Origin of the sequence: Kribbella italica (assembly GCF_014205135.1) — a bacterium.
Taxonomy (GTDB): domain Bacteria; phylum Actinomycetota; class Actinomycetes; order Propionibacteriales; family Kribbellaceae; genus Kribbella; species Kribbella italica.
On the sequence record NZ_JACHMY010000001.1, the window covers coordinates 6817562 to 6838215 of the forward strand.

Consider the following 20654-nt stretch of genomic DNA (forward strand, 5'->3'; position numbering starts at 1 on the left):
ATCAGCTGATGCCGGGCGAACCTCGTGGTGCGTAACTTGGGCGGCATGCTGATCAAGGGACTGCTGGCGTTGGGTCTGGCCGGAACGGGTCTGCTGCTCGGCGTACCGGCTGTTGCCGCGGCGCGGCTCGACTACGCGCGTCCCTCCGCAGGACAGACGGAGTTTTCGTAGGTCGGTGGAGGGCCGGGATCATGGGCGGGCTGGTGGCGTCTGAGCAGATCCGAAGCGCTGATCGATCCAAGTTGTCGCGTGTTCGACGAGCGAGTGGGCAGGGAACAGGTGGCACGGTGCGCCAAACACTGAGGCATGGCGGCCGATTCCTGCGGTGAGGGCGGACCGGGCGATCGCTTCGATGTAATCGACGCCGGTGGTGATCGCGGCGTAGTCGAAAGCGCCGCGTGAGGTGTCGATGGCCGAGAAAGGATGCCAGACGGTGCCACCGCCATCCGTAGTGACGGGCATTTCGTAGGACACCCATCGTTTGGGTTCGGCCGTGGCAATGCGCTCGGCGTGGTGAACAAGAGTGAGACTGTCCAGTGGTGCGCCGAGCAAGAGGATCGTCGCCTGTGCTTCGACCAAGCGTGCGAGCGGTGAGTCGGGTCCCCAGGGATCGTCGTCGAGGCTGCTCCGAGTGAGCCAGGCGGCCTGTGCACCGACTGCGACCAGGTTCATCTCGGGGTGGGCGCTGCGCTGGGCGCCGGGCCAGGTCCGGATACGTTCGGGTAGCCGGCCGAAGCTGCGTCGGGCTTCGGAGACAGCGGGATCGAAAGCCGGCATGCCGGTCCGGTAGGCGGCCTGTCGAACTTCTGGCCAGCCGGCCAGATGGTAGGGGTTGTCCTCCCAGCCGGCGTATGCGGTGATCGTTCCGTTCGGGCCGCAGGATGTCAGGAGGGCTCGCATGACACCTTCGACTCCGCCGACGATCCATGGAAACGCTGACAGCCGGCTGTGGACCATCACGATTCCGCCGGTGGGCAGCCCGATGTCGGTGAGGGCAGTGGCGAGTTGATCCGCCGTGATCCATCGCGCGTCATCCATGGGCTTCAAGCTCCTTGAGATCGAGTACGGCGCCCGCCGCCGGCGGCACAGTTGCCCAGTCGCGGCCGGCTGGCGGTGAAGAAGTCCGCCCAGGGGCTTCGGTCCAGCTCCTAGAGGATGGCGCCCAGGAGTCGTCGGCATCTGACCGGGTCTGTGGTCAGGCCGACGCTGAGGCCCCAGAGCCAGTAGTCGACGGTTCTGAAGATGACCCAGTCGCGCGCGTGCGAGCGGTCGAGGGCGGCCGCTCGTACTGCGGTGTCGAAGCACTGTTGGATTTCCGCGTCGTTTGTCATTTCGTCGAGGCGGGTCCACAGGATGCGGGCCAGGTCGTACTCGATGTCGCCGCGGTAGAGGACCGGGTCGACGACTAGCCACTGCTCGCGCCGGCCGCGGAGGACCTGTGCGGAGTGCAGGTCGCCGTTTACTGCTGCTGTGGCCTTTGAGGCGGCGAGCTTGGGGGCTACGTCCAGGGCGGCCAGCAGGTACGGCGGGGCAACTGCCCTCGTCTGCCCGGTCAGGTGCCCTTCCATTTTCCGGGCGCTGGCTCTGACGAGGTCCTGGGTCGACCAGGCGTCCTTGGGGCCTTCCACCGCGAGGCGCCGCATCAGCCCGCCCAGTACCTCGACGGCTTCGCCCACCGGTCGCTCGTCCAGCGACTCACCGAGCAGCTCCAGCAGCATCGCGCCGCGCGTGGCGTCGGCGTCGTACAGGCGGACTGTGCCTCGGCCGTCCCACCAGCGGAGTGCTCGGACCTGTTCGGAGACCTCGTCGCCCGGCGGCGACATGCGGAGCGCGAACGCGGCGCCGTCCCGCTCGACCGGCACGACCACCGCGTTGGACCCGTGGGCGACTGGGCCGGTGATCGTCAGACCCCACCGCGAACACTGCGACTCGACCGCGCGTGGAAGGCCCGCCAACCACTCGGCGCCCTCGGTCCACCATCGGGGCATCTCCAGGAACGACTGCGGCAACTCGATCACGCCCCGCACGCTAGTCGCTGACGCCGCCCGTGCCGATCGTATTTCCGGCAGGGGACCGATGACCGGTTGCTTACTCCTTGCAGGGCAGCGATTACGCACGTGATCAGCCCCGATCTGCCCTTGCGTGTGGTCTCGCGGGGAGGCGTCGCGCGGATCATGATGAGCAGCATGGTGCTGAGGCGGAGGGCATGAGCAGTCTGGAGTTCGACCCGGAGGTGTCGCGGCAGATCGAGGCGATGTACACGACGCCGGACGTGGTCGAGCAGCGGCGGGTGGTGCGGACGGCGCTGGCGTTGCGGCCGGGGGACCGGGTGCTCGACGTCGGCGTCGGGCCGGGGCTGCTGGCGGCGGAGATGGCCGGCGAGGTCGGGACGGACGGCCGGGTCTGCGGCGTGGACATCAGCGACAGCATGCTGGCGATCGCGGGCACGCGCGCCGACGTACCGGGTGGTCCGACGCTCGAGCTCGAGCCGGCGTCGGTGGCGCGGCTGCCGTACGGCGCGGAGAACTTCGACGTCGTCGTCTCCACCCAAGTCTTCGAGTACGTCGACGACGTCGCGGGCGCGCTCGCGGAGATCCGCCGCGTCCTCCGCCCGGCCGGCCGGGTCCTGCTGCTCGACACGGACTGGGGTTCGATCGTCTGGCGCTCCAGCGACGACGCGCGGATGGCCCGCGTCCTGACCGCGTTCGAGGAGCACCTGCAGGACCCGCACCTGCCGCGGTCCCTCGGCGAAGCCCTCGACAAAGCCGGCTTCACCCGCACCCACCTGCAGGTCATCCCGCTGCTCAACGTCGGCTACGACCACCGCACGTACAGCGCCGGCCTGATCGACATCGTCGCCGCGTTCGTCCCCGGCCGCGCCGACATCACCGAGGCGGAAGCCGAAGCGTGGGCCGACGAACTGCGCAGCCAAGGGGAGGCCTACTTCTTCAGCCTCAACCGCTACCTCTTCGTCGCCTCGGCGATCTGAAGCGACCCAAGACTTCGCCGTACGCCGAGAAGGGTGGCCAGGGGACGGGCGCACCGTGGGATGCGCCCGTCCTCTTCGGTCGCCCTCCCGCCCCTCAGTGGGAGAACTCGCGGCTCGGTGAACTCCACCCATGCCCGAATGGGGCTGACTGAACCGCGGGACATGACTACAGGTACCCCACCGCTGTCCGGTCACACCCGCTCCGGAGCGAAAACTTTGCATTCCTCGAACGCGTGGACCTGTAACGGTCGCGGTCGGCCATGGACGGATGCCACCGGCGCTGCCTAACCTGGACCGCGGTTCCGTGGCAGGGGAGGTCGCGGACGTGAGGTGGGGGAAGGTGCACGATGACGGACCAGCAGCGGTACGACGACGAGCTGACCGAGGCGGACCTGGACGAGCTCGAGGCACTCGGGGCGGCCGAGGACGCGGCCCGGATCCTCGGGGGATTAGATGCCTGAGGCAAGGATGTCCTGGCGGGGCGCGACCCTGTGCACGCGCACCGTCGCGATGCTGCAGGCGGCCGAGAAGCTGGCCAAGGTCCCGTTCACGATCATCCAGGGCTCGTACAACAAAGGCGGCGTCGAGGCCTCGGCCGGGACGCACGACGGCGGGGGCGCGGTCGACCTCGCGGCGGACAAGCTGACCGCCGCGCAGCGCAGGGCCGTCGTCCTGGCGATGCGGCAGGTCGGGTTCGCCGCCTGGCTGCGGACGCCGGCGCAGGGCAACTGGCCGTACCACGTGCACGCGATCGCGGCCGGCGACAAGGACCTGTCCCGCGGCGCCGCGCACCAGATCGCGGAGTACCGGCGGTGCAAGAACGGCCTGGCCAACCGCGGCGCGGACGACGGCCCGCCCGGGTACTACGGGATGACCTGGGAAATCTACCTGAAGTACCACCCGGGGACGGCGCCCGCGGCCCAGGCGCCGCCGCAGCCGAACACGACGATCTCGCTCGGCGCGATGGAGTACGCCCGGACGCACGACTCGATGAGCGGCGTCTGGGGCGCCGACCGGGCCCAGGTACTGGCCTGGGCGGCGCACCCGAAGGTCGCGGCGATCGGCAAGCACGAGACCAGGCCGCCGGCCGGAGTGGCGTGGCGGGTGCACTTCCAGCAGATGACGCGCAAGATCCAGCAGAAGTTCAAGCTGCCGGTCACCGGGCGGTTCGACGCGACGACGGCCGCGGTGATGAAGCGCTACGGGTACAAGATCATTGCCTGACGCAACGACAAGGCCCCACCGGTAGCAGCCGGTGGGGCCTTGGTTGGTCCACTACCACCCGGGCACTCCCGGTGCAGCTGTGGGGTTGGAGAGCGGAACCGGCGCCGATGCAGGGGTCAAGACGCCGGCTCCGCTTGTCTTCGGGTTACCTCGGGCTCGCCGCCCAGGTCTGGGCCTGGTGGAACTCGAGGTGCTGCGCGGCGCCGGGCGATCCGACCGCGCCGACGTGCTGCAGGGTGGGAACGACCACGGCCCGTACGTCGGTCCGCTTCGCCTCGTCCAGCAGCGCGCTGAACGCGGCGGACTGGGCGGCGTCCCGCTCGGTGTAGACCGTGCCGAGGGTGAAACCCTCCGTGGTGGCGTAGGCGACCAGGGCATCGGTCGCGGCGGCCAGCTCCTCCGCGCAGCTGAGCGCGTCGGCGCGGACGTAACCGAGCAACGTCGGGCGGGGACTCATCGGACCGGGCCGCTGCTGACGAGAGCGGGCTCGTTGGTGACCCGCAGCGAGGCGAACCGCCGCCGCATGGCCTCCTCGTACTGCGCTGCCTGGTCGACGGTCGCGGTGTGGTCCGCGATGGTGTGAGCGCCGAACCAGACCCGCACGCGGCGCTGCTCTGCGGGGATCTCCAGCGACTCGGTCATGGGGGCTTTCCTTCAGGTGTGTGAGGCGGCGAGTGGGACGCTCGGGCACCTCGAGGGGACGGGGACCGTGTGCTCGCTGCCGGTCGCCGACAGTGAGGAAGCCGGTGACCCACCTCACGTGCTCACGGGTGGTAAGGAAAGAACACCTCAAAAAGAGGTATCCCGGGAATAGACCGGGAAGGACCTTTACAGAGGCCTTACGGCGCACCCGGTGAACGGATCGCGGCGCGAAGGAAAACCCCTGGTCAGGCCCGCTGGGACCGGTTCCGGCGGCCGTTCCGGTACAGCCCTGTCAAGATTGTTCACAGGGATTTACCGATAACGATTCGGCCGCCGGCCGGTGCTCATTCGACGACCGTTGAATTGTCGGATGTCCAGGTAACCCTGAGCTATCAGGCGGCCACCGTACGGCGTACCAGGCCTGGTGCGCCGGCCGCCAGACCGAGCACCGCGGCAGCCAGCGGCACGACCAGCGCCGTACGGAAGTCGGCGACCGTCAACTCGTCGGCGGCGGCCAGTACGGCGGCGACGATCGCCAGGCCGAGCGCCGCGCCGAACTGGAAGGACGTGGTGAGCACGCCGCTCGCCAGGCCCTGCTCCTCCTCGGCGACACCGTCGGTCGCGGCGATCGTCAGCGGACCGTACGCGAGCGAGAACGCCAGGCCCAGCAGGAGGAACGTCGGCAGCATCGCGAGATAGGTCCAGTCCGCACCGAGCGGCAGGAACAGCGCGTACGCCGCGACGGCGAACCCGAATCCACCGAGCACCACCTTGGTGTTGCCGAAGCGGTTGACCAGCCACGGCGTCAGCGTCGGCGCGAGGACCGAGTCGATGCCGATCACCATCAGGGCCAGGCCGGTCTCGAGCTCGGACCAGTGCCGCAGTTCCTGCAGGTACAGCACGGCGATGAACTGGAACCCGACGAACGACCCGACCAGCGCGATCGCGCCGAGGTTGGCCCGGACGAGGCCGGCGTTGCGCAGGATGCCGAGGCGGACCAACGGCGCCGGCGTACGGCGCTGGATGGCGACGAAGAGGGTGAGCAGGAGGAGTCCCGCGGCGAGCGTGAGCACGGTCTGGAGGGCGGGGACGTCGGGCGCGCGGACGACCGTGGCGACCAGCAGCATCATCGCGCCGGTCAGGGTGAACGCGCCGCCGAAGTCGAAAACCTTCTTCTCGGTGCTGACCGGTTCCTTCGGCAGCAGGATCAGCGCGGCCGGGAGCAGCACCGCGGACAGCAGGACCGGGGCGAAGAAGACCCAGCGCCAGTCGATCGCGGTGAGCAGACCGCCGACGACCATGCCGAGCGAGAAGCCGGCCGCCGCGATTCCGGCGTACACGAGCAGGGCCTTGTTGCGCTGCTTGCCCTCGGGGTAGCTGGTGGTGATGATCGACAGGCCGGCCGGGGTCATGAAGCCGGCCGCGATGCCGGTGACGAAGCGGGCCAGGATCAGCACCCAGCCGTCGTTCGCCAGCCCGCCGAGGCCGGAGAAGACGAGGAAGACGCCGAGCCAGCCGACGAACATCCGGCGCCGGCCGAGCAGGTCGGCCGCGCGGCCGCCGAGCAGCACGAAACCGCCGTACCCGAGCACGTACGCGCTGACCACCCACTGCAGCTCGCCGGTCGACAGACCGAGCTCGGCGCGGATGGACGGCAGGGCGACGCCCATCATCGAGATGTCGATGCCCTCCAGGAAGATCGCGCCGCAGAGCACCAGCAGCACCGCCCAGGCCCGGGCGCCGAGTCGGTGGGGTGCTTCTGTGGTTGACATAGTTGAGTTCCTCATCGTTAGGTCGGTTATCTCTTGTAACTGACTCCATCGTGAGGAACCATCGGTGAGTATGGAAGAAGGCACTTCAAAGGAACCGGGTTACTCCTGCTGCACCGAGGACGCGTTCCAGTGGGACACGCGGGAGGACTGCGAGGTCCGGCAGATCCTCGACCGGATCGGCGACAAGTGGTCCCTGCTGGTGATCGCACTGCTCGACAACCGCAGCCTGCGCTTCTCCGAGCTGAAGAAGACCATCGACGGGGTCAGCCAGCGGATGCTGACCGTGACCCTGCGGCAGTTGGAGCGCGACGGGCTCGTACGGCGTACCGTCCACCCGGTCGTGCCGCCCCGCGTGGACTACGAACTCACCCCACTGGGCGTGACACTGCACGCGACGATCCAGTCCCTGGTGAACTGGACCGAAACCCACCAGAACCAGATCGCCCTGGCCCGCGCCGCCTACGACATCCGCACCGCCGCAGAGAAGGCCGGGGTGTAGTCCGCCACCCTTCCGCGCCGCGCCCCCGTCCTCCGCCCTCCTGCTTCCCGGCCTCCCGGTCCTCGGCCTCCTGCCCTCCGGCCCTGGGCGTCCTGCCCCCAGGGGCTCCGTGCCACGCGTCCCCGCGCACCGCGCACCCGCGCATCGCACCCCCGCGCCCCCGCGCATCACCAACCCGCGCCCTGCGCCCCGCGCACCGCGCACCCGCGCCGCCGCGCACCGCGCGCACCCGCGCCGCCGCGCCCCGCGCACCCGCGCCCCCTCCCCGCGCCCGCAGCCCCGGCCCCAGGCGCGCGGGGCTCCCGTGCTTTCCCTGTCTTTCCCGGAGATAGGGTCGAGGGATGGGGATTGCCGCGCGGATTGCCGCCGCTCAGTTGTCAGGGCTCACCCGGAGCCGTCGCCAGATCGTTGCCGGCCCGCTGGTCGGGCTGTTGCACGACGACGACGTGTGGTTCCTCTCGGCCATGCTCGCCTCCGACCCCGGGGCGCCGTTCGACCCCGACGAGGTCTCCTGGGCGCTCGACACCATCCGCCAGGCCTTCGCCGCCGAGGGCCGTTGGCTGCACGGCGAGCTGATCGAGGAAGCCAATCCCGGCCTCGCCGAGGCCCTCACCGAGCACGGCATGATCATCCGCTCGCGCCCGCCGCTCCTCGCCGTCGAGCCGGCCGGGCTGGTCGTCCCCGAGTTCCCCGACGGCATCACCGCATCGCTCGTCGCGACGCCTGAGGACCACGCCGCCTCCAACGCGGTCGCCGCCGACGCGTACGAGACCGAGGACTTCACCACCACCTTCCAGCCCGACCTCGCCAACGGTGGCGCCGTCCTGATCCGCGACAACGGCGTACCGGTCGCGACCGCCTCCTGGACCGCGATCGCCGACCGCGTCACCGAGGTCGCCGGCGTCGGCACCCTGCACTCTCATCGCCGCCGCGGCCTCGGAGCGCTCGCGACGGCGTACGCGACCGAGCAGGCGTTCTCCGCCGGTGCCGATCTCGCGTGGCTCACCCCCGGCGACGAAGGGGCCGACCGCATCTACCGCCGCCTCGGATACGCGCCCGAGGCAACGGCCGTGCACCTCGGCGACCCCGGCGGTCACCTGGACGACCTGGTCTAGGAGGGCTTCCGCGTCAGCTCCGCCGGATGACCCGGTACGGCGTACAGCGTGAGCGGCGCGGCCAGCACGGCCGATGCGGCCAGCAGGTTGAGTGTCACCGGAAGGTCTGCCACCACGGTGATCGCCGGTGCGGCAAGCGCGCCGACGACCGCCGCCAGCGCGTCGACCGCGAAGAACAACGCACCGACCTGCGCGAGCATGCCGGGCGTGGTGATGCGCTGCACGGTCGTCTCGGTCGTGATCAGGAGGACGCTGCCGGGCAGGCCGATCAGTACGGCGGCCGCGATCGCCCACGGGACGTTCGGCGCGTTCACCAGCGCGAAGAACGCCGCGCCGGTCGCGAGCTGGGTCGCCGCGATCAGATCGCGGATCCCCAACCAGGACAGGGCTCTCACGCTGATCGCGGCGCCGAGCAGGTAGCCGGCGCCGAGGCCGGAGAACACGTAGCCGACGGTGTATCCCGGTGCGTCGAGCCGTTCGACCATCAACGGCACCAGCAGCGCGGTCAGCCCGGCGTTGGCGATCAGGAAGACGCCGTTGCCGGCCAGCAGGCCGCGCAGGGGCTTCGACCGTACGGCGTACTGGAGTCCCGCGAGGGGTCGGAGTGGTTGGTGCGGTGCTCTCGCCGGCCGGGTCCTGATCGCGGCAATCGTTGCTGCTGACAACAAGTAGCTCGCGATGTCGACCGCGAGCACGAAGGTGATTCCTGGTCCGGCCAGCAGTAGCGCGCCAAGGGGTGGTGCTCCCAGCCGGGTCACGCTTCCTGCGAAAGCCCTTGCTGCATTGGCGGCTGCGAGTTCTGGTCCGGTGCCGACGACGCTCGGCAGCAGTGCCCGTGAAGCCGGCCTGAAGACGGTGGTCGCGATGTTCTCGACCAGCACCGCCAGGTAGATCATCCACAACCGCTCCGGCCGATCGGCGAACAGGATCACCGCCACTGCCGCCGCGCTGACCAGATCGGCCACCCACATGGCCCGGGCCAGATCCCAGCGGTCCAGCAGCACGCCGGCCCAGGGCCCGAGGAGCAATGCAGGCAAGGCTTCCAACGCTAAGGTCAAACCTGTCGCTGCCGCCGACCCCGTCAGCTGGAACACATGAAACGGGATCGCCACCACCAGCAGCCAGGACCCGACGCCTGAGACGGCCCCGCTGGTCCATACCAACCGGAAGTCCCGGTTCCCCCAGATGCTCACCCGCTCGACGGTATCCTCACAAAACACTCCTAGGCAATACTGTTCTGAAGAGATAGTCTGCAGACTGTGGACCTAGGCGCAGAACTCAGAGACCGCCGCAAGACCGCCGGCCGAACCATCGCCTCGGTCGCCGTCGACGCCGGCCTGTCCGTCCCGTACATCGCCAACCTCGAGAACGGCCGAGGCAACCCGACGGTCGCCACCCTCACCCGCCTGGCCGAAGCCCTGGGCACCACCTTGAGAGTCGACCTGGACGATCAGCCAAGCGTCGACCCCGACAACCTCAGCCCCCGCGCCGTACAGGTCATCGACCAGCTGGCGGCCACTCAAAGGCGAACAAAACAAGCGGTTCGCCGCGACCTGCACACCACGCTCGAAGGTCTGAAAGACCTGCTGGGAAGAGAACCAACCACCCGCGACATCGACCGCCTCCTCGACCTAACCCTCCTGGGAAGCTAGAAGCCCCGCCCTGAGAGGGCCGGAGCCTCAATCACCCAGCCGCACACCGGGGTACGCCGCAGATGCCCAGGCGAGCAGTGGGTACGTCGTGGGCGCTCAGCTACGCAGGAGCGCGCCGGGCGTGCACGTCGTACGCGCTCGCCGCGCTCCAGCACTCGCTCGCGATCACCTGACGGTGAAACCTGCCTTCCGGAAAGCGTCTGCCAGCGAGCCCTCGTCCATCGGGGTCTCCTTGTCACCCTGCTGGCCGCCGCGTCCGCCCTGGCCGCCGCCCGGCCCGCGTCCACCCGGCCCACGGCCGCCACCCTGGCCGCCCGGCCCGCGTCCGCCGCCACCCTGGCCCGGCCCACGGCCGCCACCACTCTGGCCCGGTCCACGACCACCGCCCTGGCTCGACCCGCGGTTCTGGCCGCCGCCCGAGCGGCCCGAGGTCGGTGTGCCGACCTCGTCGTCCAGGCGCAGCGTCAGCGAGATCCGCTGGCGCGGGATGTCGACCTCGAGGACCTTGACCTTGACGATGTCGCCCGGCTTGACCACCTCGCGCGGGTCCTTCACGTAGTTCTTCGACAGCGCCGAGACGTGCGCGAGCCCGTCCTGGTGCACGCCGATGTCGATGAACGCACCGAAGGCCGCCACGTTCGTGACCTGGCCCTCCAGCTTCATCCCCGGCTTCAGGTCGCCGATCTTGTCGACACCCTCGGCGAACGACGCGGTCTTGAACGCCGGCCGCGGGTCCCGCCCCGGCTTCTCCAGCTCGGCCAGGATGTCCGTCACCGTCGGCAGACCGAAGGTCTCGTCGACCAGCTCGGCCGCCTTGACCGACCGCAGCGCGGACGAGTTGCCGATCAGCGCCTTCAGGTCGGACCCGGTCTTGTCGAGGATTCGGCGGACCACCGGGTACGCCTCCGGGTGCACGCTGGAGGAGTCCAGCGGGTCGGCGCCGTCGGGGATCCGGAGGAACCCGGCCGCCTGCTCGAACGCCTTCGGCCCGAGCCGCGCCACGTCCTTCAGCGCCGTCCGCGAGGCGAACGGTCCGTGGACGTCGCGGTGCTGGACGATGTTGTCGGCCAGGCCTTGGGTGATGCCGGAGACCCGGGTGAGCAGCGGCGCGGACGCCGTGTTCAGGTCGACGCCGACCGCGTTCACACAGTCCTCGACCACCGCGTCGAGCGATCGGGACAGCGAGTTCTCCGGGAGGTCGTGCTGGTACTGGCCGACGCCGATCGACTTCGGGTCGATCTTGACCAGCTCGGCCAGTGGATCCTGCAGTCGGCGGGCGATCGAGACCGCGCCGCGCAGCGAGACGTCCATCCCGGGCAGCTCCTGCGAGGCGAACGCCGACGCCGAGTACACCGACGCGCCGGCCTCCGACACCACGGCCTTGGTCAGCGAAAGCTCCGGGTGCTTCGCGATCAGCTCGGCGGCCAGCTTGTCGGTCTCGCGCGACGCCGTACCGTTGCCGATGGCAATCAAGTCGACTTGGTGCGCGGCGCACAACGCGGCCAGCTGGGCGATCGACTTGTCCCACTGGTTCTGCGGGACGTGCGGGTAGATGACACCGGTCGCGGTCACCTTGCCGGTCGCGTCGACGACGGCGACCTTGACGCCGGTCCGGAAGCCCGGGTCGAGGCCCATCGTGGCGCGCGTGCCGGCCGGGGCGGCGAGCAGCAGGTCGCGCAGGTTCGCCGCGAAGACGCGGACGGCCTCGTCCTCGGCGGTCTGCCGCAGGCGCATCCTGAGGTCGATGCCCAGGTGGACCAGGATCTTCGTCCGCCAGGCCCAGCGGACCGTGTCGAGCAGCCACTTGTCGCCCGGGCGGCCCTGGTTCTCGACGCCGACCTTGCGGGCGATGGTGGACTCGTACTCGGTCGGGCCGTCCGCCTCGACGCCGGCCGGTAGCGGCTCGACGGTCAGCGAGAGCACGTCCTCCTTCTCGCCGCGGAACATCGCCAGGATCCGGTGCGACGGCATCTTGCCGAACGGCTCGTCGAAGTCGAAGTAGTCGGAGAACTTCGCCCCGTCGGTCTCCTTGCCCTCACGCACCGCGGAGGCGAGCCGGCCCTGGCTCCACAGCCGCTCGCGCAGCTCGCCGATCAGGTCCGCGTCCTCGGCGAACCGCTCGACCAGGATCGCGCGGGCGCCGTCCAGCGCGGCCTGCGGGTCGGCGACGCCCAGCTCGGCGTTCACGAACACCGCCGCCGCGGCCAGCGGCTCGTACGTCGGGTCGCTCAGCAGCCCGTCGGCCAGCGGCTCGAGCCCGGCCTCGCGGGCGATCATCGCCTTGGTCCGCCGCTTCGGCTTGAACGGCAGGTAGATGTCCTCCAGCCGCGACTTGGTCTCCGCGGCGAGGATCGAGGCCTTCAGGGCGTCGTCCAGCTTGCCCTGGCTCTCGATCGACTCCAGGACCGTCTTCCGGCGTTCCTCGAGCTCCCGCAGGTACCGCAGGCGCTCCTCGAGGTCGCGGAGCTGCGCGTCGTCGAGCTCCCCGGTGACCTCCTTGCGGTACCGCGCGATGAACGGGACCGTCGAGCCCTCGTCCAGCAGCCCGACCGCCGCCTTCACCTGCCCGACCCCGACCTCCAGCTCATCGGCGATCCGCTGCTCGATCGACTGCAAACCCACTGTGCCGTTCCCCTCTACGTCCAACTGACTGCCGCCATCCTTCCCCATCCCACCGACCAACGGCGACTTGCGCCCCCCAACCTTGTGGACAAACCCGCGCCCGAGCCTCATGATCCGAACTCATGAGGGGGATCGGCCGGAAGGCGTTCAAGGACGGCTCGCTGGTGCCGCCACCACGCCTGGTGCGCTACTTCACCGTGGTCATTGCGGTGGTGATGCTCGTGCAGCTGCGCGACGACCACACCCCGCAGGCGATCGCGTTCGCGGCGTTCTTCTGTCTGCTCGCCCTCGGGAACACCGTCGGAGAGAAATTTCTGTACGGCGATCGCTCCCAGGACCACCCGGTCCTGGACGGCCTGCTGGGCGCCGTGCTGATGACGCTCAGCTGTTTCATCCTGCTGTCGTTCGTCCTCGGGAGCTGGACCAGCTTGCTGATCGCGGTTCCGATCGGCATCGCCGCCGGCGGCTTCGGAGAACAGAGGCGCCGCGCCCGGACAGCAGTCGACCCGCCGTCCAGGGTGGACGACGGGCCGACGAGCTGACGACTCAGGCGGCTTCCAGGACCTCGTCGGTCTGCTGGTCCGTCTCGACGGCCTCCCGAGTGGGCCGCATCAGGGTGCAGGCGATGACCACCGACGCGGCGACGATGCCGGCGGCTACCGCGAAGGAGTAGTGGAAGCCGCTGGTCAGCGCGTCCAGGGCCGGCTTGCCGGCTGTGGCGAGGGACTCGGTGCGGGTGGCCGACAGGGTGGCGAGGACCGCCAGGCCGAGTGCAGCGCCGACCTCGGCCGTCGTGCCGATCAGGCCGGAAGCGAGGCCGGCGTCCTCGGGCTTCACGTCGGCCATCGACAGGCCCATCAGGGCCGGGAAGCAGATGCCGCCGCCCAGGCCGAGCAGGACCAGGACCGGGAGGACGTGGACGACGTAGCTTCCGCCGACCGGTGCCTGGGTGAATAGGACCAGCCCGATCACGATCAGCGACAGGCCGGCGATCAGCGGGCGGCGCGGGCCGAAGCGCATCACGAGCTTCTCGGAGTACTTGACCGACAGCAGGCCCATCATCAGCGTGGTCGGCAGGAACGCCAGCCCGATCTCCAGCGCGTCGTACCCGAGCACCCGCTGCAGGTAGAGCGAACCGAGGAAGAAGATGCCGAACATCCCGGACGATGACAGCGCCTGGATCAGGTTCGCGCCGGTCAGCGTGCGGGAGCGGAAGATCCGCAGCGGCACCAGCGGGTTGGCCGCGGTCGACTCACGGACGATGAAGCAGGCCAGCAGCGTTAGCGTCAGCGCACCGAGTGCGATCGTCCGCGGCGCGGTCCAGCCGAGCTCGGCGGCCGGGCTGACGATGGTGAACACGCCGACCATCAGCGCGGCGGTGATCAGCACAGCACCCGGTACGTCGGTCCCGCGGCCCAGACCGAGCCCCTTGTCCTGACCGATCAACCGCACGGCCAGCCACGCCGTCGCGATCCCGATCGGCAGGTTGATGAAGAAGATCCAGTGCCAGCTGATCGCCTGGGTCAGGACACCGCCGGCCAGCAGACCGATCGACCCACCAGCGGAGGCGACGAACGCGTAGACGCCGATCGCCTTGGCCTGCTCGCGCGGCTCCGGGAACAGCGTGACGATCATGCCCAGGATCACCGCGGAGGTCAGCGCGCCGCCGACACCCTGCAGGAACCGCGCGGCGACCAGCATCTCCTGCGAGCCGGCCAGCCCGCACCACACCGAAGCAGCGGTGAAGAGCGCCAGACCGGCGACGAAGATGTTCCGCCGTCCGAGCAGGTCACCGAGCCGCCCGGCCAGTAGGAGCAGGCCGCCGAACGCGATCAGGTAGGCGTTCACCACCCAGGCCAGCGACGAGCTGGTGAAGCCCAGGTCGTCCTGGATCGCGGGCAGGGCCACGTTCACGACGGTCACGTCGAGCACGATCATCAACATGCCCGCGCAGAGCGTGTAGAGGGCGAGCCAGCGGGACCTGCCGCTGCCCTGCACGGCCGGCGTCGTCGCCAGGGATTCGGTGGTCGCGTACATGCTGGTTCTCCTCTGGTCCGTAGGTTGCTTACACCCCTACGTCGAACCAGAGCGGCTCAATTTGACACGGTCTCCGAAGAATTTTCCCGACGGGTCCGCGGCGGCCGCGAGATCCAGTACGCGAGCAGCGCCGGCACCAGTCCCGACCAGATCACGAACAGTGTCGGCAGCCGGCCGACCACCAGGAACCACGTGGCCAGCCCGACCACCCCGCCTGCGACCGCCAGGGACCGGCGCAGCAGGAAGAGGTTCGCCGTACGGAAGACGCTGCGCGTGGTCGCGTCGTCCCCGGCCTGCGGCATCACGGCGAGCGTGCTCAGGTAGAGCCCGACGATCATTCCGCTGAGCGGAACCAGGACGGCCAGCGCGAAGATCCGGACCGGGCCGTTGGTCGAGGCCCAGAAGAACAGCCCGAACGCGAGGGCCACGCCGCCGACGTACAGGGCGAGTCCGGACAGCCAGAAGCGCTTGAAGCACCACTTGAACTCGGTGAAGAACCGGCGCATCAGCGCGGGATGCTCCTGCCCGATCGCGTACGGCAGCACCCGCTGGAACGCGAACGCCGCCGGGAACAGCGTGACGATGCCGAGGCTCAGCAGCAGGAAGACCAGTTGCAGCATCAGCAGGTCGCCGACCAGCGAGAGCTTCGACAGCACGACGTTGGTCCGGCTGGTGGCGTCGCTCACACCGGTTCCTCCTGGTTCATCGGCACAGAGATGATCGTATGATCACAAACAATCACAAGCAGATCACAGCGCACAGGGGGGCCGAGCCGCATGCTTGCACCGGAGCGCCACGAGCTGATCCTGCGAAGCCTGCGCCGGCACGGCCGGCTCCGGGTGGCGGAACTGGCCGCCGAACTCGGCGTCTCCGCGATCACAGTACGCCGTGATCTCGCCGAGCTGGACGCCGCCGGAATGCTCCGGCGGGTGCACGGCGGCGCGGTCGGGACGGGCCCGGCGGGCGCTTCGGCCGCGGGCAGCCAGCTGACGGTCGGCCTGGTCGTGCCCAGCTCGACCTTCTACTACACCGACGTGATCCGCGGCGCCGAGGCGATGGCCGACCGGTACGGCGCACGCCTGGTGCTCGGTGTCTCCGGGTACGACGTCCAGGTCGAGCAGGAGCGGATCGACAAGATCCTCAGCCTCGGCGTCGCCGGCCTGCTGCTCGCGACCGCGCTCGGCGACAACCGCGCCGCCGAGACCGGCCGCCGGCTCGACGCGATCGACGTACCGGTCGTGCTGATGGAGCGCGCGTTCGGCTTCCCCGACGTCGGCAACGAGTACGACCACGTCCGGACCGACCACGCGTACGGCGCGATGCTCGCGTTGCGTCACCTGGTCTCGCTCGGTCACCGCCGGATCGGGATCAACCTGAACGCCAGCGTCACGGCGTACTGGCTGCGGAAAGGGATCGCGGAGGCGGCGACGGCGCTCGGGGCCGACCTGTTCGTCTCACCGGTCGCCCTGCCCGCCCGCGGCGAGGACCCCGACACCATCGCCCAGCTGGACGCCTTCCTGGCCGAGTGCGAGTCCCACGGCGCCAACGCCGTCCTCGTCCACTCCGACGAGCACGCCGCGCGCCTGGTCGAACGCGCGATGGAGCGCGGCCTCCGCGTCCCGGACGACCTGTCCGTGATCGCGTACAACGACGAGACCGCGGCCCTCGCCGTCGTACCGCTCACTGCCGTCTGCCCACCCAAGCTCCAGCTCGGCCAGACCGCCTGCGAGCTCCTGCTCCGCCGCCTGAAGGCGGGCCCCGGCCGGCGTTCGGCGACCCAGCACCTGAGCCTCCTGCCGGAACTCCGCGTCCGAGAGTCCTGCGGGGCGGCACTGGGCCAGGTCTCAGTTGATCGAATTTGATCATTCGAGCGCCAGGGTATTGACGGGGAAAGCCCTTTCCCATACTTTCGCTGCACTCGGTGCGCCGGTCGTGACCTGACTGGGAGCACACGGCAGCGAAGGAGTTCCCCTGTGAAACGTAGTGCTGGGTTGGCGGTGCTGGTGACCGCGGTCGGACTGGTCGCGAGCGCTTGTGGCAACGGGGTGATCGACAAGAGTACGGACGGTGTCCCGCCTGCCGAGGCGACCGGGACACTGCGGGTGCTGCTCCCGTCGTTCCCGGCCAGCAACGAGGGCCGCAAGGAGTTCGCCAAGGTGGTGGCGGACTTCTCGAAGAAGTATCCGAAGATGAAGGTCGAGCCCGACTTCGCGACGTACAACAACCTGAACGAGAAGATCTCGACCTCGATCGCGGCCGGCATCCCGTACGACGTGATGGTGACCGGTGTCGGCTGGGTGCAGCCGTTCGCGGCCAAGCGGATCTTCGCCGATCTCGGCGACTACGGGATCACCCCGGACGTGATCAAGACCAAGAGCACCGGGGCGCTGATCCCGGCGGTCTCGTACCAGGACCGGATCTACGCCTACCCGTTGCTGGCCGACGCCCGCGCCGTGGCGTTGCGGATCAGCGCGTTCAAGGAGGCCGGTCTGGACCCGAACGACCCGCCGACCTCGCTGGCCGAGATCAAGGTCGCGGCCGAGAAGCTCACCAAGCGGGACCAGGACGGCAACATCACCCGCAGCGGGTTCGACCTGGCCGGCGCGACCAGCTTCCGCCAGCCGTTCGTCACCTTCCTGGCCTCGACCGGGACGCCGCTGTACGTGAACAACGAGCCGAACTTCAACAACGAAAAGGGTCTGGAGACCCTGAACTGGATCAAGTCGATGATCAACAACGTCCAGAAGTACGGGCAGCAGAACGCCGCCCAGCAGCCTCTGGTCTACAGCGGCGAGGCGGCGATGGGCATCGTCGGCGGCGCGATCGACTGCTCCGAGAAGGGCCTGGGCCAGGCGACCTGCGACGACCTGAAGTTCTTCCGGTTCAACAGCGGCCAGGAGATCGAGTACGTCGGTGGCGACCTCGCCTCGATCGGCTCGCGCAGCCGGCACAAGGACGCGGGCTTCGCGTTCATCGAGTCGCTGACGCAGCCGGCCACCCTGGACGCGATGGCCAAGCTGAACAAGAAGCTCCCGGCGTACAAGGACGCCGCGAACTCGCCGCAGGCCAAGTCGAACCCGCTGAGCAAGTTCGTCGCCGAGGGTCTGCCGTTCACGGTCAACGAGAACAGCCCGCCGTCGAACTGGCTGGAGATGCGGTTCAACTTCGACTCCCAGCTCACCCAGGCGGTCCTCGGTCAGAAGGATCCCGCCAAGGTGCTGGCCAACCTGGCAGGACAGTCCCGATGAGCGCGACCCTCGAACGTCCGAGTCCCGCCCTGACGGCGCCCCGTACGGTTGCCCCCGGCAAGGACAGTCGCAAGCTGATCCGCAGCCAGGTCCGGGCCGGCTGGGTGCTGATCGCCCCGGCGCTGCTGCACTCCGGGATCTTCATCGTGATCCCGGTGATCTTCGCGATCGGGCTGAGCTTCACCGACTACAGCTTCGGTGACTCCTGGGCCTGGGTCGGCTTCCAGAACTACTCCGACCTGTTCAACGACGCCGACTTCCGCGCCGCGCTGAAGAACACGATCCTGTACGCCGTCGTGGTGATCCCGATCTCGATGGCGATCTCGCTGTTCATCGCGCTCGGGCTGAACCAGAAGATCCGCGGACTCGCCTTCTTCCGGACCGCGTTCTACATCCCGACCGTCACCGCGACGGTCGCGGTGGCGACGATCTGGCTGTGGATCTACAACCCGGGCTCGGGGCTGGCCAACGGGTTCCTGAGCCTGTTCGGCTTCGCGCCGAGCTCCTGGCTGTCCGACCCGGGGACGGCGCTGCCGTCGCTGATGGTGGTCGGCATCTGGCAGGGGCTCGGCACCAAGATCATCATCTACCTGGCCGCGCTGCAGGGGGTGTCGCGGGATCTGGTGGAGTCCGCGTCCCTGGACGGCGCCGGCCGCTGGCAGCGGTTCGTCAACGTCACCTGGCCCGCGCTCGGACCGGTCCAGTTCTTCGTCCTGATCACGTCGATCGTCGGCACCTTCCAGGTGTTCGACCTGGTCTACGTGATGACCAAGGGCGGTCCCGGCACCGAAACCACGGTGCTGGTGCTCGACATCTACCAGAACGCGTTCCAGGCACTCCGACTCGGCTACGCGTCCGCCGAGACGGTGATCATGATGATCCTGATCGCGGTCTTCATCGGTCTCGGACGCCTGCTGCAGAGGGCGGATGTCAATGACTAGCGCAACGGTGTCCGTGGTCAGCGAGACCAAGGAGTCCACGGTCCGCACCGGCCGGATCGTCCTGTACGTCGCCCTGACGGTCGGCGCGATCCTGATGATCACGCCGTTCCTGTGGATGGTGCTGACGGCGTTCAAGAGCGAGCTGGAGATCACCAAGTTCTCCTGGCTGCCCGGCGAGCTGCGCTGGAACAACTTCGTCGAGGCGATGCAGACGGCGCCGTTCCTGCGCTACTTCCGCAACAGCCTGATCATCGCGGTCGGCGAGACGGCGTTCACGCTCGCGGTCTGTACGACGGCCGGCTACGCGCTGGCGAAGCTGCCGATCCGCGGCGCGAAGGCCCTGCTCAGCTACTTCATCCTGCTGCTGATGGTGCCGTTCCAGATCATCCTGGTCCCGCTGTTCCTGATCGTGAAGTCGATCCCGCTGTTCGGCGGGAACAACATCCTCGGCCAGGGCGGGATCGGGTGGCTGAACTCCTGGTGGGGGCTCATCATCCCGCTCGGGGCGGCGCCGCTGTTCACCTTCCTGGCCCGGCAGTTCTACGTCTCGATCCCGAACGAGCTGGCCCAGGCGGCCCGGGTCGACGGGCTGGGGGAGTTCGGCATCTTCTGGCGGATCATGACGCCGCTGATCAAGCCGGCCCTGATCACCATCTGCGTGTTCCAGATCGAGGCGGCCTGGAACGGCTTCCTCTGGCCGCTGATGATCACCACGTCGGACGCGCTGCGCCCGCTGCAGCTGGGACTGGCGATCTTCGCGCAGAACCCGGCCGAGGTGCAGTGGCCCTACCTGATGGCCGGTACGGCGCTGGCGACGCTGCCGATGATCGTGATGTTCGTCTTCGCCCAGAAGCGGTTCGTCGAGGGCATGGCGAACGTGGGCATCAAGGGGTAGCCCTCCAGGGCTCGCACGAACGAGAAGAGCCGCCGTCGACCCACCTGGTCGACGCCGGCTCTTTTCGGTGGTTCGCTCTCAGGCCCCCCTAGAGAGTTCCCCGTGTTCCCCCCTTGTTACTTCCCCCATTTACTACCCCCCATTTCGGAAGGTGCCCCTCTGCAGGTGCTCGCCCCGCCCCGGGCGAGCACCTGCTGGGGCCCCCTCCACAAACCGGTGATCCCGAAGAAGCACCGGAGCGTCCACCAAGCCCCCCAGCCAGGCCGCTCGACCCTTTTATCGTCCCAAGGTGAAGTCCGTTACACGTTTCCTCCACCTTTTTCAGGAGATTCCCGGAGGATTTCAGTCCTGAACGGTCCGGAACACCGAATTGTCGCGTTCCGGGTCTTCGTGTTTACGCTGTGTGACGATCGCGGCCGCTCAGCTCAGGTGGGCGTCCACGGCGCGGGTGACGAAGGTGTCGAGCTGGGTGGTGCCGAGGACCAGGTCCAGGGTCTTGGTGGCGCGGAGGACGGCGAGGCCGTGGAGGCTGGTCCACAGGCCGACGGTCCGCTCGGCAGCGTCGGCGGGGGCCACGGTGGCGACGATCCGGGTGAGGGACTCGAGCAGCGGCAGGGTCGTCGTCCGAAGGTTGCCTCCAGCACCTTCGAGCAGGTCGTGGCGGAAGATCAGCTCGAACATCGCGGGGCGTTCGGCGGCGAAGGCGAGGTAGCGCCGGCCGAGCTCGACCAGCTGGTCACGGGCCGCACCGTCGGCCGGCGCCGTCAGCCGCCCGGCGAGATCGGCCAGCCCGGTCGCCGCGATCGCCGCCAGCAAGGAGTTGTGGGTCGGGAAGTAGCGCCGCGGCGCTCCGTGCGAAACCCCGGTCCGCCGAGTGATCGCCCGCAACGACAACGCCGCGAGCCCTTCCTCCTCGAGCAGTTCGACGCCGGCCAGCACCAACCGGTCGCGCAACGGGATCTCGTCCACCGCGCCATTCTTCCCCAGGAAGAAGCCTGTTCTCTTGCGCCCCGCCATG

General features: G+C 69.1%; 21 protein-coding genes. 11 read left to right on the forward strand and 10 right to left on the reverse strand.

Annotation, left to right across the window (positions count from 1 at the left end; genetic code table 11):
- Positions 1–45 precede the first annotated feature (45 nt).
- On the forward strand, positions 46–171 hold the full coding sequence (locus tag HDA39_RS43495) for a hypothetical protein (protein WP_273482564.1): 126 nt from the start codon (positions 46–48) through the stop codon (positions 169–171).
- An 18-nt stretch (positions 172–189) separates the two neighbouring features.
- On the opposite strand, the gene aac(3) is transcribed toward HDA39_RS43495, so the two are convergent.
- Together aac(3) and HDA39_RS31830 are read right to left on the reverse strand one after the other, a co-directional pair.
- Positions 190–1038: an aminoglycoside 3-N-acetyltransferase gene (aac(3), locus tag HDA39_RS31825; protein WP_184801487.1), complete on the reverse strand. Its 849-nt coding sequence runs from the start codon at positions 1036–1038 to the stop codon at positions 190–192.
- A gap of 110 nt (positions 1039–1148) precedes the next feature.
- Positions 1149–2018: an aminoglycoside phosphotransferase family protein gene (locus tag HDA39_RS31830; protein WP_184801489.1), complete on the reverse strand. Its 870-nt coding sequence runs from the start codon at positions 2016–2018 to the stop codon at positions 1149–1151.
- Between the two features lie 188 nt (positions 2019–2206).
- On the opposite strand from HDA39_RS31830, the gene HDA39_RS31835 reads away from it, so the two are divergent.
- On the forward strand, positions 2207–2989 hold the full coding sequence (locus HDA39_RS31835; protein ID WP_184801491.1) for a methyltransferase domain-containing protein: 783 nt from the start codon (positions 2207–2209) through the stop codon (positions 2987–2989).
- 453 nt (positions 2990–3442) lie between these two features.
- Positions 3443–4213, forward strand: a complete 771-nt coding sequence (locus HDA39_RS31840; protein WP_184801493.1) for a hypothetical protein — start codon at positions 3443–3445, stop codon at positions 4211–4213.
- 145 nt (positions 4214–4358) lie between these two features.
- On the opposite strand, the gene HDA39_RS31845 is transcribed toward HDA39_RS31840, so the two are convergent.
- From HDA39_RS31845 to HDA39_RS31855, 3 genes are all read right to left on the reverse strand, one after another.
- On the reverse strand, positions 4359–4670 hold the full coding sequence (locus HDA39_RS31845) for a recombinase family protein (protein ID WP_184801495.1): 312 nt from the start codon (positions 4668–4670) through the stop codon (positions 4359–4361).
- On the reverse strand, positions 4667–4855 hold the full coding sequence (locus tag HDA39_RS31850) for a hypothetical protein (protein ID WP_184801497.1): 189 nt from the start codon (positions 4853–4855) through the stop codon (positions 4667–4669). The genes HDA39_RS31845 and HDA39_RS31850 overlap by 4 nt, the downstream gene beginning before the upstream one ends.
- Positions 4856–5247: 392 nt before the next feature.
- Positions 5248–6627, reverse strand: coding sequence for an MFS transporter (locus HDA39_RS31855; protein WP_184801499.1), 1380 nt, complete (start codon positions 6625–6627; stop codon positions 5248–5250).
- 70 nt (positions 6628–6697) lie between these two features.
- Between HDA39_RS31855 and HDA39_RS31860 the strand changes: the two genes are divergently transcribed.
- Together HDA39_RS31860 and HDA39_RS31865 are read left to right on the forward strand one after the other, a co-directional pair.
- Complete coding sequence (locus HDA39_RS31860) at positions 6698–7126, forward strand: winged helix-turn-helix transcriptional regulator (protein ID WP_184806735.1); 429 nt, start codon at positions 6698–6700, stop codon at positions 7124–7126.
- Between the two features lie 341 nt (positions 7127–7467).
- Positions 7468–8241, forward strand: coding sequence for a GNAT family N-acetyltransferase (locus HDA39_RS31865; RefSeq protein ID WP_184801501.1), 774 nt, complete (start codon positions 7468–7470; stop codon positions 8239–8241).
- On the opposite strand, the gene HDA39_RS31870 is transcribed toward HDA39_RS31865, so the two are convergent.
- A complete protein-coding gene (locus HDA39_RS31870; RefSeq protein ID WP_337925979.1) occupies positions 8238–9461 on the reverse strand; it encodes an MFS transporter in 1224 nt (407 codons plus the stop codon). The genes HDA39_RS31865 and HDA39_RS31870 overlap by 4 nt on opposite strands.
- 39 nt (positions 9462–9500) lie before the next feature.
- On the opposite strand from HDA39_RS31870, the gene HDA39_RS31875 reads away from it, so the two are divergent.
- The gene (locus tag HDA39_RS31875) at positions 9501–9893 is read left to right on the forward strand and encodes a helix-turn-helix domain-containing protein (protein ID WP_184801505.1); all 393 of its coding nucleotides are present in this window, start codon (positions 9501–9503) and stop codon (positions 9891–9893) included.
- A gap of 165 nt (positions 9894–10058) precedes the next feature.
- Here HDA39_RS31875 and HDA39_RS31880 read toward each other — a convergent pair whose 3' ends face one another.
- The gene (locus tag HDA39_RS31880) at positions 10059–12515 is read right to left on the reverse strand and encodes a Tex-like N-terminal domain-containing protein (RefSeq protein WP_184801507.1); all 2457 of its coding nucleotides are present in this window, start codon (positions 12513–12515) and stop codon (positions 10059–10061) included.
- A gap of 122 nt (positions 12516–12637) precedes the next feature.
- On the opposite strand from HDA39_RS31880, the gene HDA39_RS31885 reads away from it, so the two are divergent.
- Complete coding sequence (locus HDA39_RS31885) at positions 12638–13057, forward strand: hypothetical protein (protein ID WP_184801509.1); 420 nt, start codon at positions 12638–12640, stop codon at positions 13055–13057.
- Between the two features lie 4 nt (positions 13058–13061).
- Here HDA39_RS31885 and HDA39_RS31890 read toward each other — a convergent pair whose 3' ends face one another.
- Together HDA39_RS31890 and HDA39_RS31895 are read right to left on the reverse strand one after the other, a co-directional pair.
- The gene (locus HDA39_RS31890) at positions 13062–14552 is read right to left on the reverse strand and encodes an MFS transporter (protein WP_184801511.1); all 1491 of its coding nucleotides are present in this window, start codon (positions 14550–14552) and stop codon (positions 13062–13064) included.
- Positions 14553–14608: 56 nt separating this feature from the next.
- Positions 14609–15238 carry a DUF624 domain-containing protein gene (locus HDA39_RS31895; protein WP_184801513.1) on the reverse strand — a complete coding sequence of 210 codons (630 nt, stop codon included), beginning with the start codon at positions 15236–15238 and terminating at the stop codon, positions 14609–14611.
- Positions 15239–15328: 90 nt separating this feature from the next.
- Between HDA39_RS31895 and HDA39_RS31900 the strand changes: the two genes are divergently transcribed.
- The 4 genes from HDA39_RS31900 to HDA39_RS31915 all read left to right on the forward strand — a co-directional run bounded on the left by HDA39_RS31900 (position 15329) and on the right by HDA39_RS31915 (position 19636).
- A complete protein-coding gene (locus tag HDA39_RS31900; RefSeq protein ID WP_184801515.1) occupies positions 15329–16414 on the forward strand; it encodes a LacI family DNA-binding transcriptional regulator in 1086 nt (361 codons plus the stop codon).
- Positions 16415–16525: 111 nt separating this feature from the next.
- A complete protein-coding gene (locus tag HDA39_RS31905; protein WP_184801517.1) occupies positions 16526–17800 on the forward strand; it encodes an extracellular solute-binding protein in 1275 nt (424 codons plus the stop codon).
- Positions 17797–18741 (forward strand): carbohydrate ABC transporter permease, encoded by a 945-nt coding sequence (locus HDA39_RS31910; RefSeq protein ID WP_184801519.1) that lies wholly within the window; start codon positions 17797–17799, stop codon positions 18739–18741. Before HDA39_RS31905 ends, HDA39_RS31910 begins: the two co-directional genes overlap by 4 nt.
- Positions 18734–19636: a carbohydrate ABC transporter permease gene (locus tag HDA39_RS31915; protein ID WP_184801521.1), complete on the forward strand. Its 903-nt coding sequence runs from the start codon at positions 18734–18736 to the stop codon at positions 19634–19636. The genes HDA39_RS31910 and HDA39_RS31915 overlap by 8 nt, the downstream gene beginning before the upstream one ends.
- A 420-nt stretch (positions 19637–20056) precedes the next feature.
- On the opposite strand, the gene HDA39_RS31920 is transcribed toward HDA39_RS31915, so the two are convergent.
- Complete coding sequence (locus HDA39_RS31920) at positions 20057–20653, reverse strand: TetR/AcrR family transcriptional regulator (RefSeq protein ID WP_184801523.1); 597 nt, start codon at positions 20651–20653, stop codon at positions 20057–20059.
- Position 20654: the final 1 nt, after the last annotated feature.

Bases quoted from the DNA above. Each gene is read 5' to 3' on its own strand.
- HDA39_RS43495 (WP_273482564.1), top strand. From the start codon at position 46: ATGCTGATCAAGGGACTGCTGGCGTTGGGTCTGGCCGGAACGGGTCTG.
- HDA39_RS31860 (WP_184806735.1), top strand. From the start codon at position 6,698: ATGGAAGAAGGCACTTCAAAGGAACCGGGTTACTCCTGCTGCACCGAG.
- HDA39_RS31855 (WP_184801499.1), bottom strand. From the start codon at position 6,627: ATGTCAACCACAGAAGCACCCCACCGACTCGGCGCCCGGGCCTGGGCG.
- HDA39_RS31865 (WP_184801501.1), top strand. From the start codon at position 7,468: ATGGGGATTGCCGCGCGGATTGCCGCCGCTCAGTTGTCAGGGCTCACC.
- HDA39_RS31845 (WP_184801495.1), bottom strand. From the start codon at position 4,670: ATGAGTCCCCGCCCGACGTTGCTCGGTTACGTCCGCGCCGACGCGCTC.
- HDA39_RS31850 (WP_184801497.1), bottom strand. From the start codon at position 4,855: ATGACCGAGTCGCTGGAGATCCCCGCAGAGCAGCGCCGCGTGCGGGTC.
- HDA39_RS31835 (WP_184801491.1), top strand. From the start codon at position 2,207: ATGAGCAGTCTGGAGTTCGACCCGGAGGTGTCGCGGCAGATCGAGGCG.
- HDA39_RS31900 (WP_184801515.1), top strand. From the start codon at position 15,329: ATGCTTGCACCGGAGCGCCACGAGCTGATCCTGCGAAGCCTGCGCCGG.
- HDA39_RS31885 (WP_184801509.1), top strand. From the start codon at position 12,638: ATGAGGGGGATCGGCCGGAAGGCGTTCAAGGACGGCTCGCTGGTGCCG.
- HDA39_RS31840 (WP_184801493.1), top strand. From the start codon at position 3,443: ATGCCTGAGGCAAGGATGTCCTGGCGGGGCGCGACCCTGTGCACGCGC.
- HDA39_RS31890 (WP_184801511.1), bottom strand. From the start codon at position 14,552: ATGTACGCGACCACCGAATCCCTGGCGACGACGCCGGCCGTGCAGGGC.
- HDA39_RS31920 (WP_184801523.1), bottom strand. From the start codon at position 20,653: ATGGCGGGGCGCAAGAGAACAGGCTTCTTCCTGGGGAAGAATGGCGCG.
- HDA39_RS31915 (WP_184801521.1), top strand. From the start codon at position 18,734: ATGACTAGCGCAACGGTGTCCGTGGTCAGCGAGACCAAGGAGTCCACG.
- HDA39_RS31910 (WP_184801519.1), top strand. From the start codon at position 17,797: ATGAGCGCGACCCTCGAACGTCCGAGTCCCGCCCTGACGGCGCCCCGT.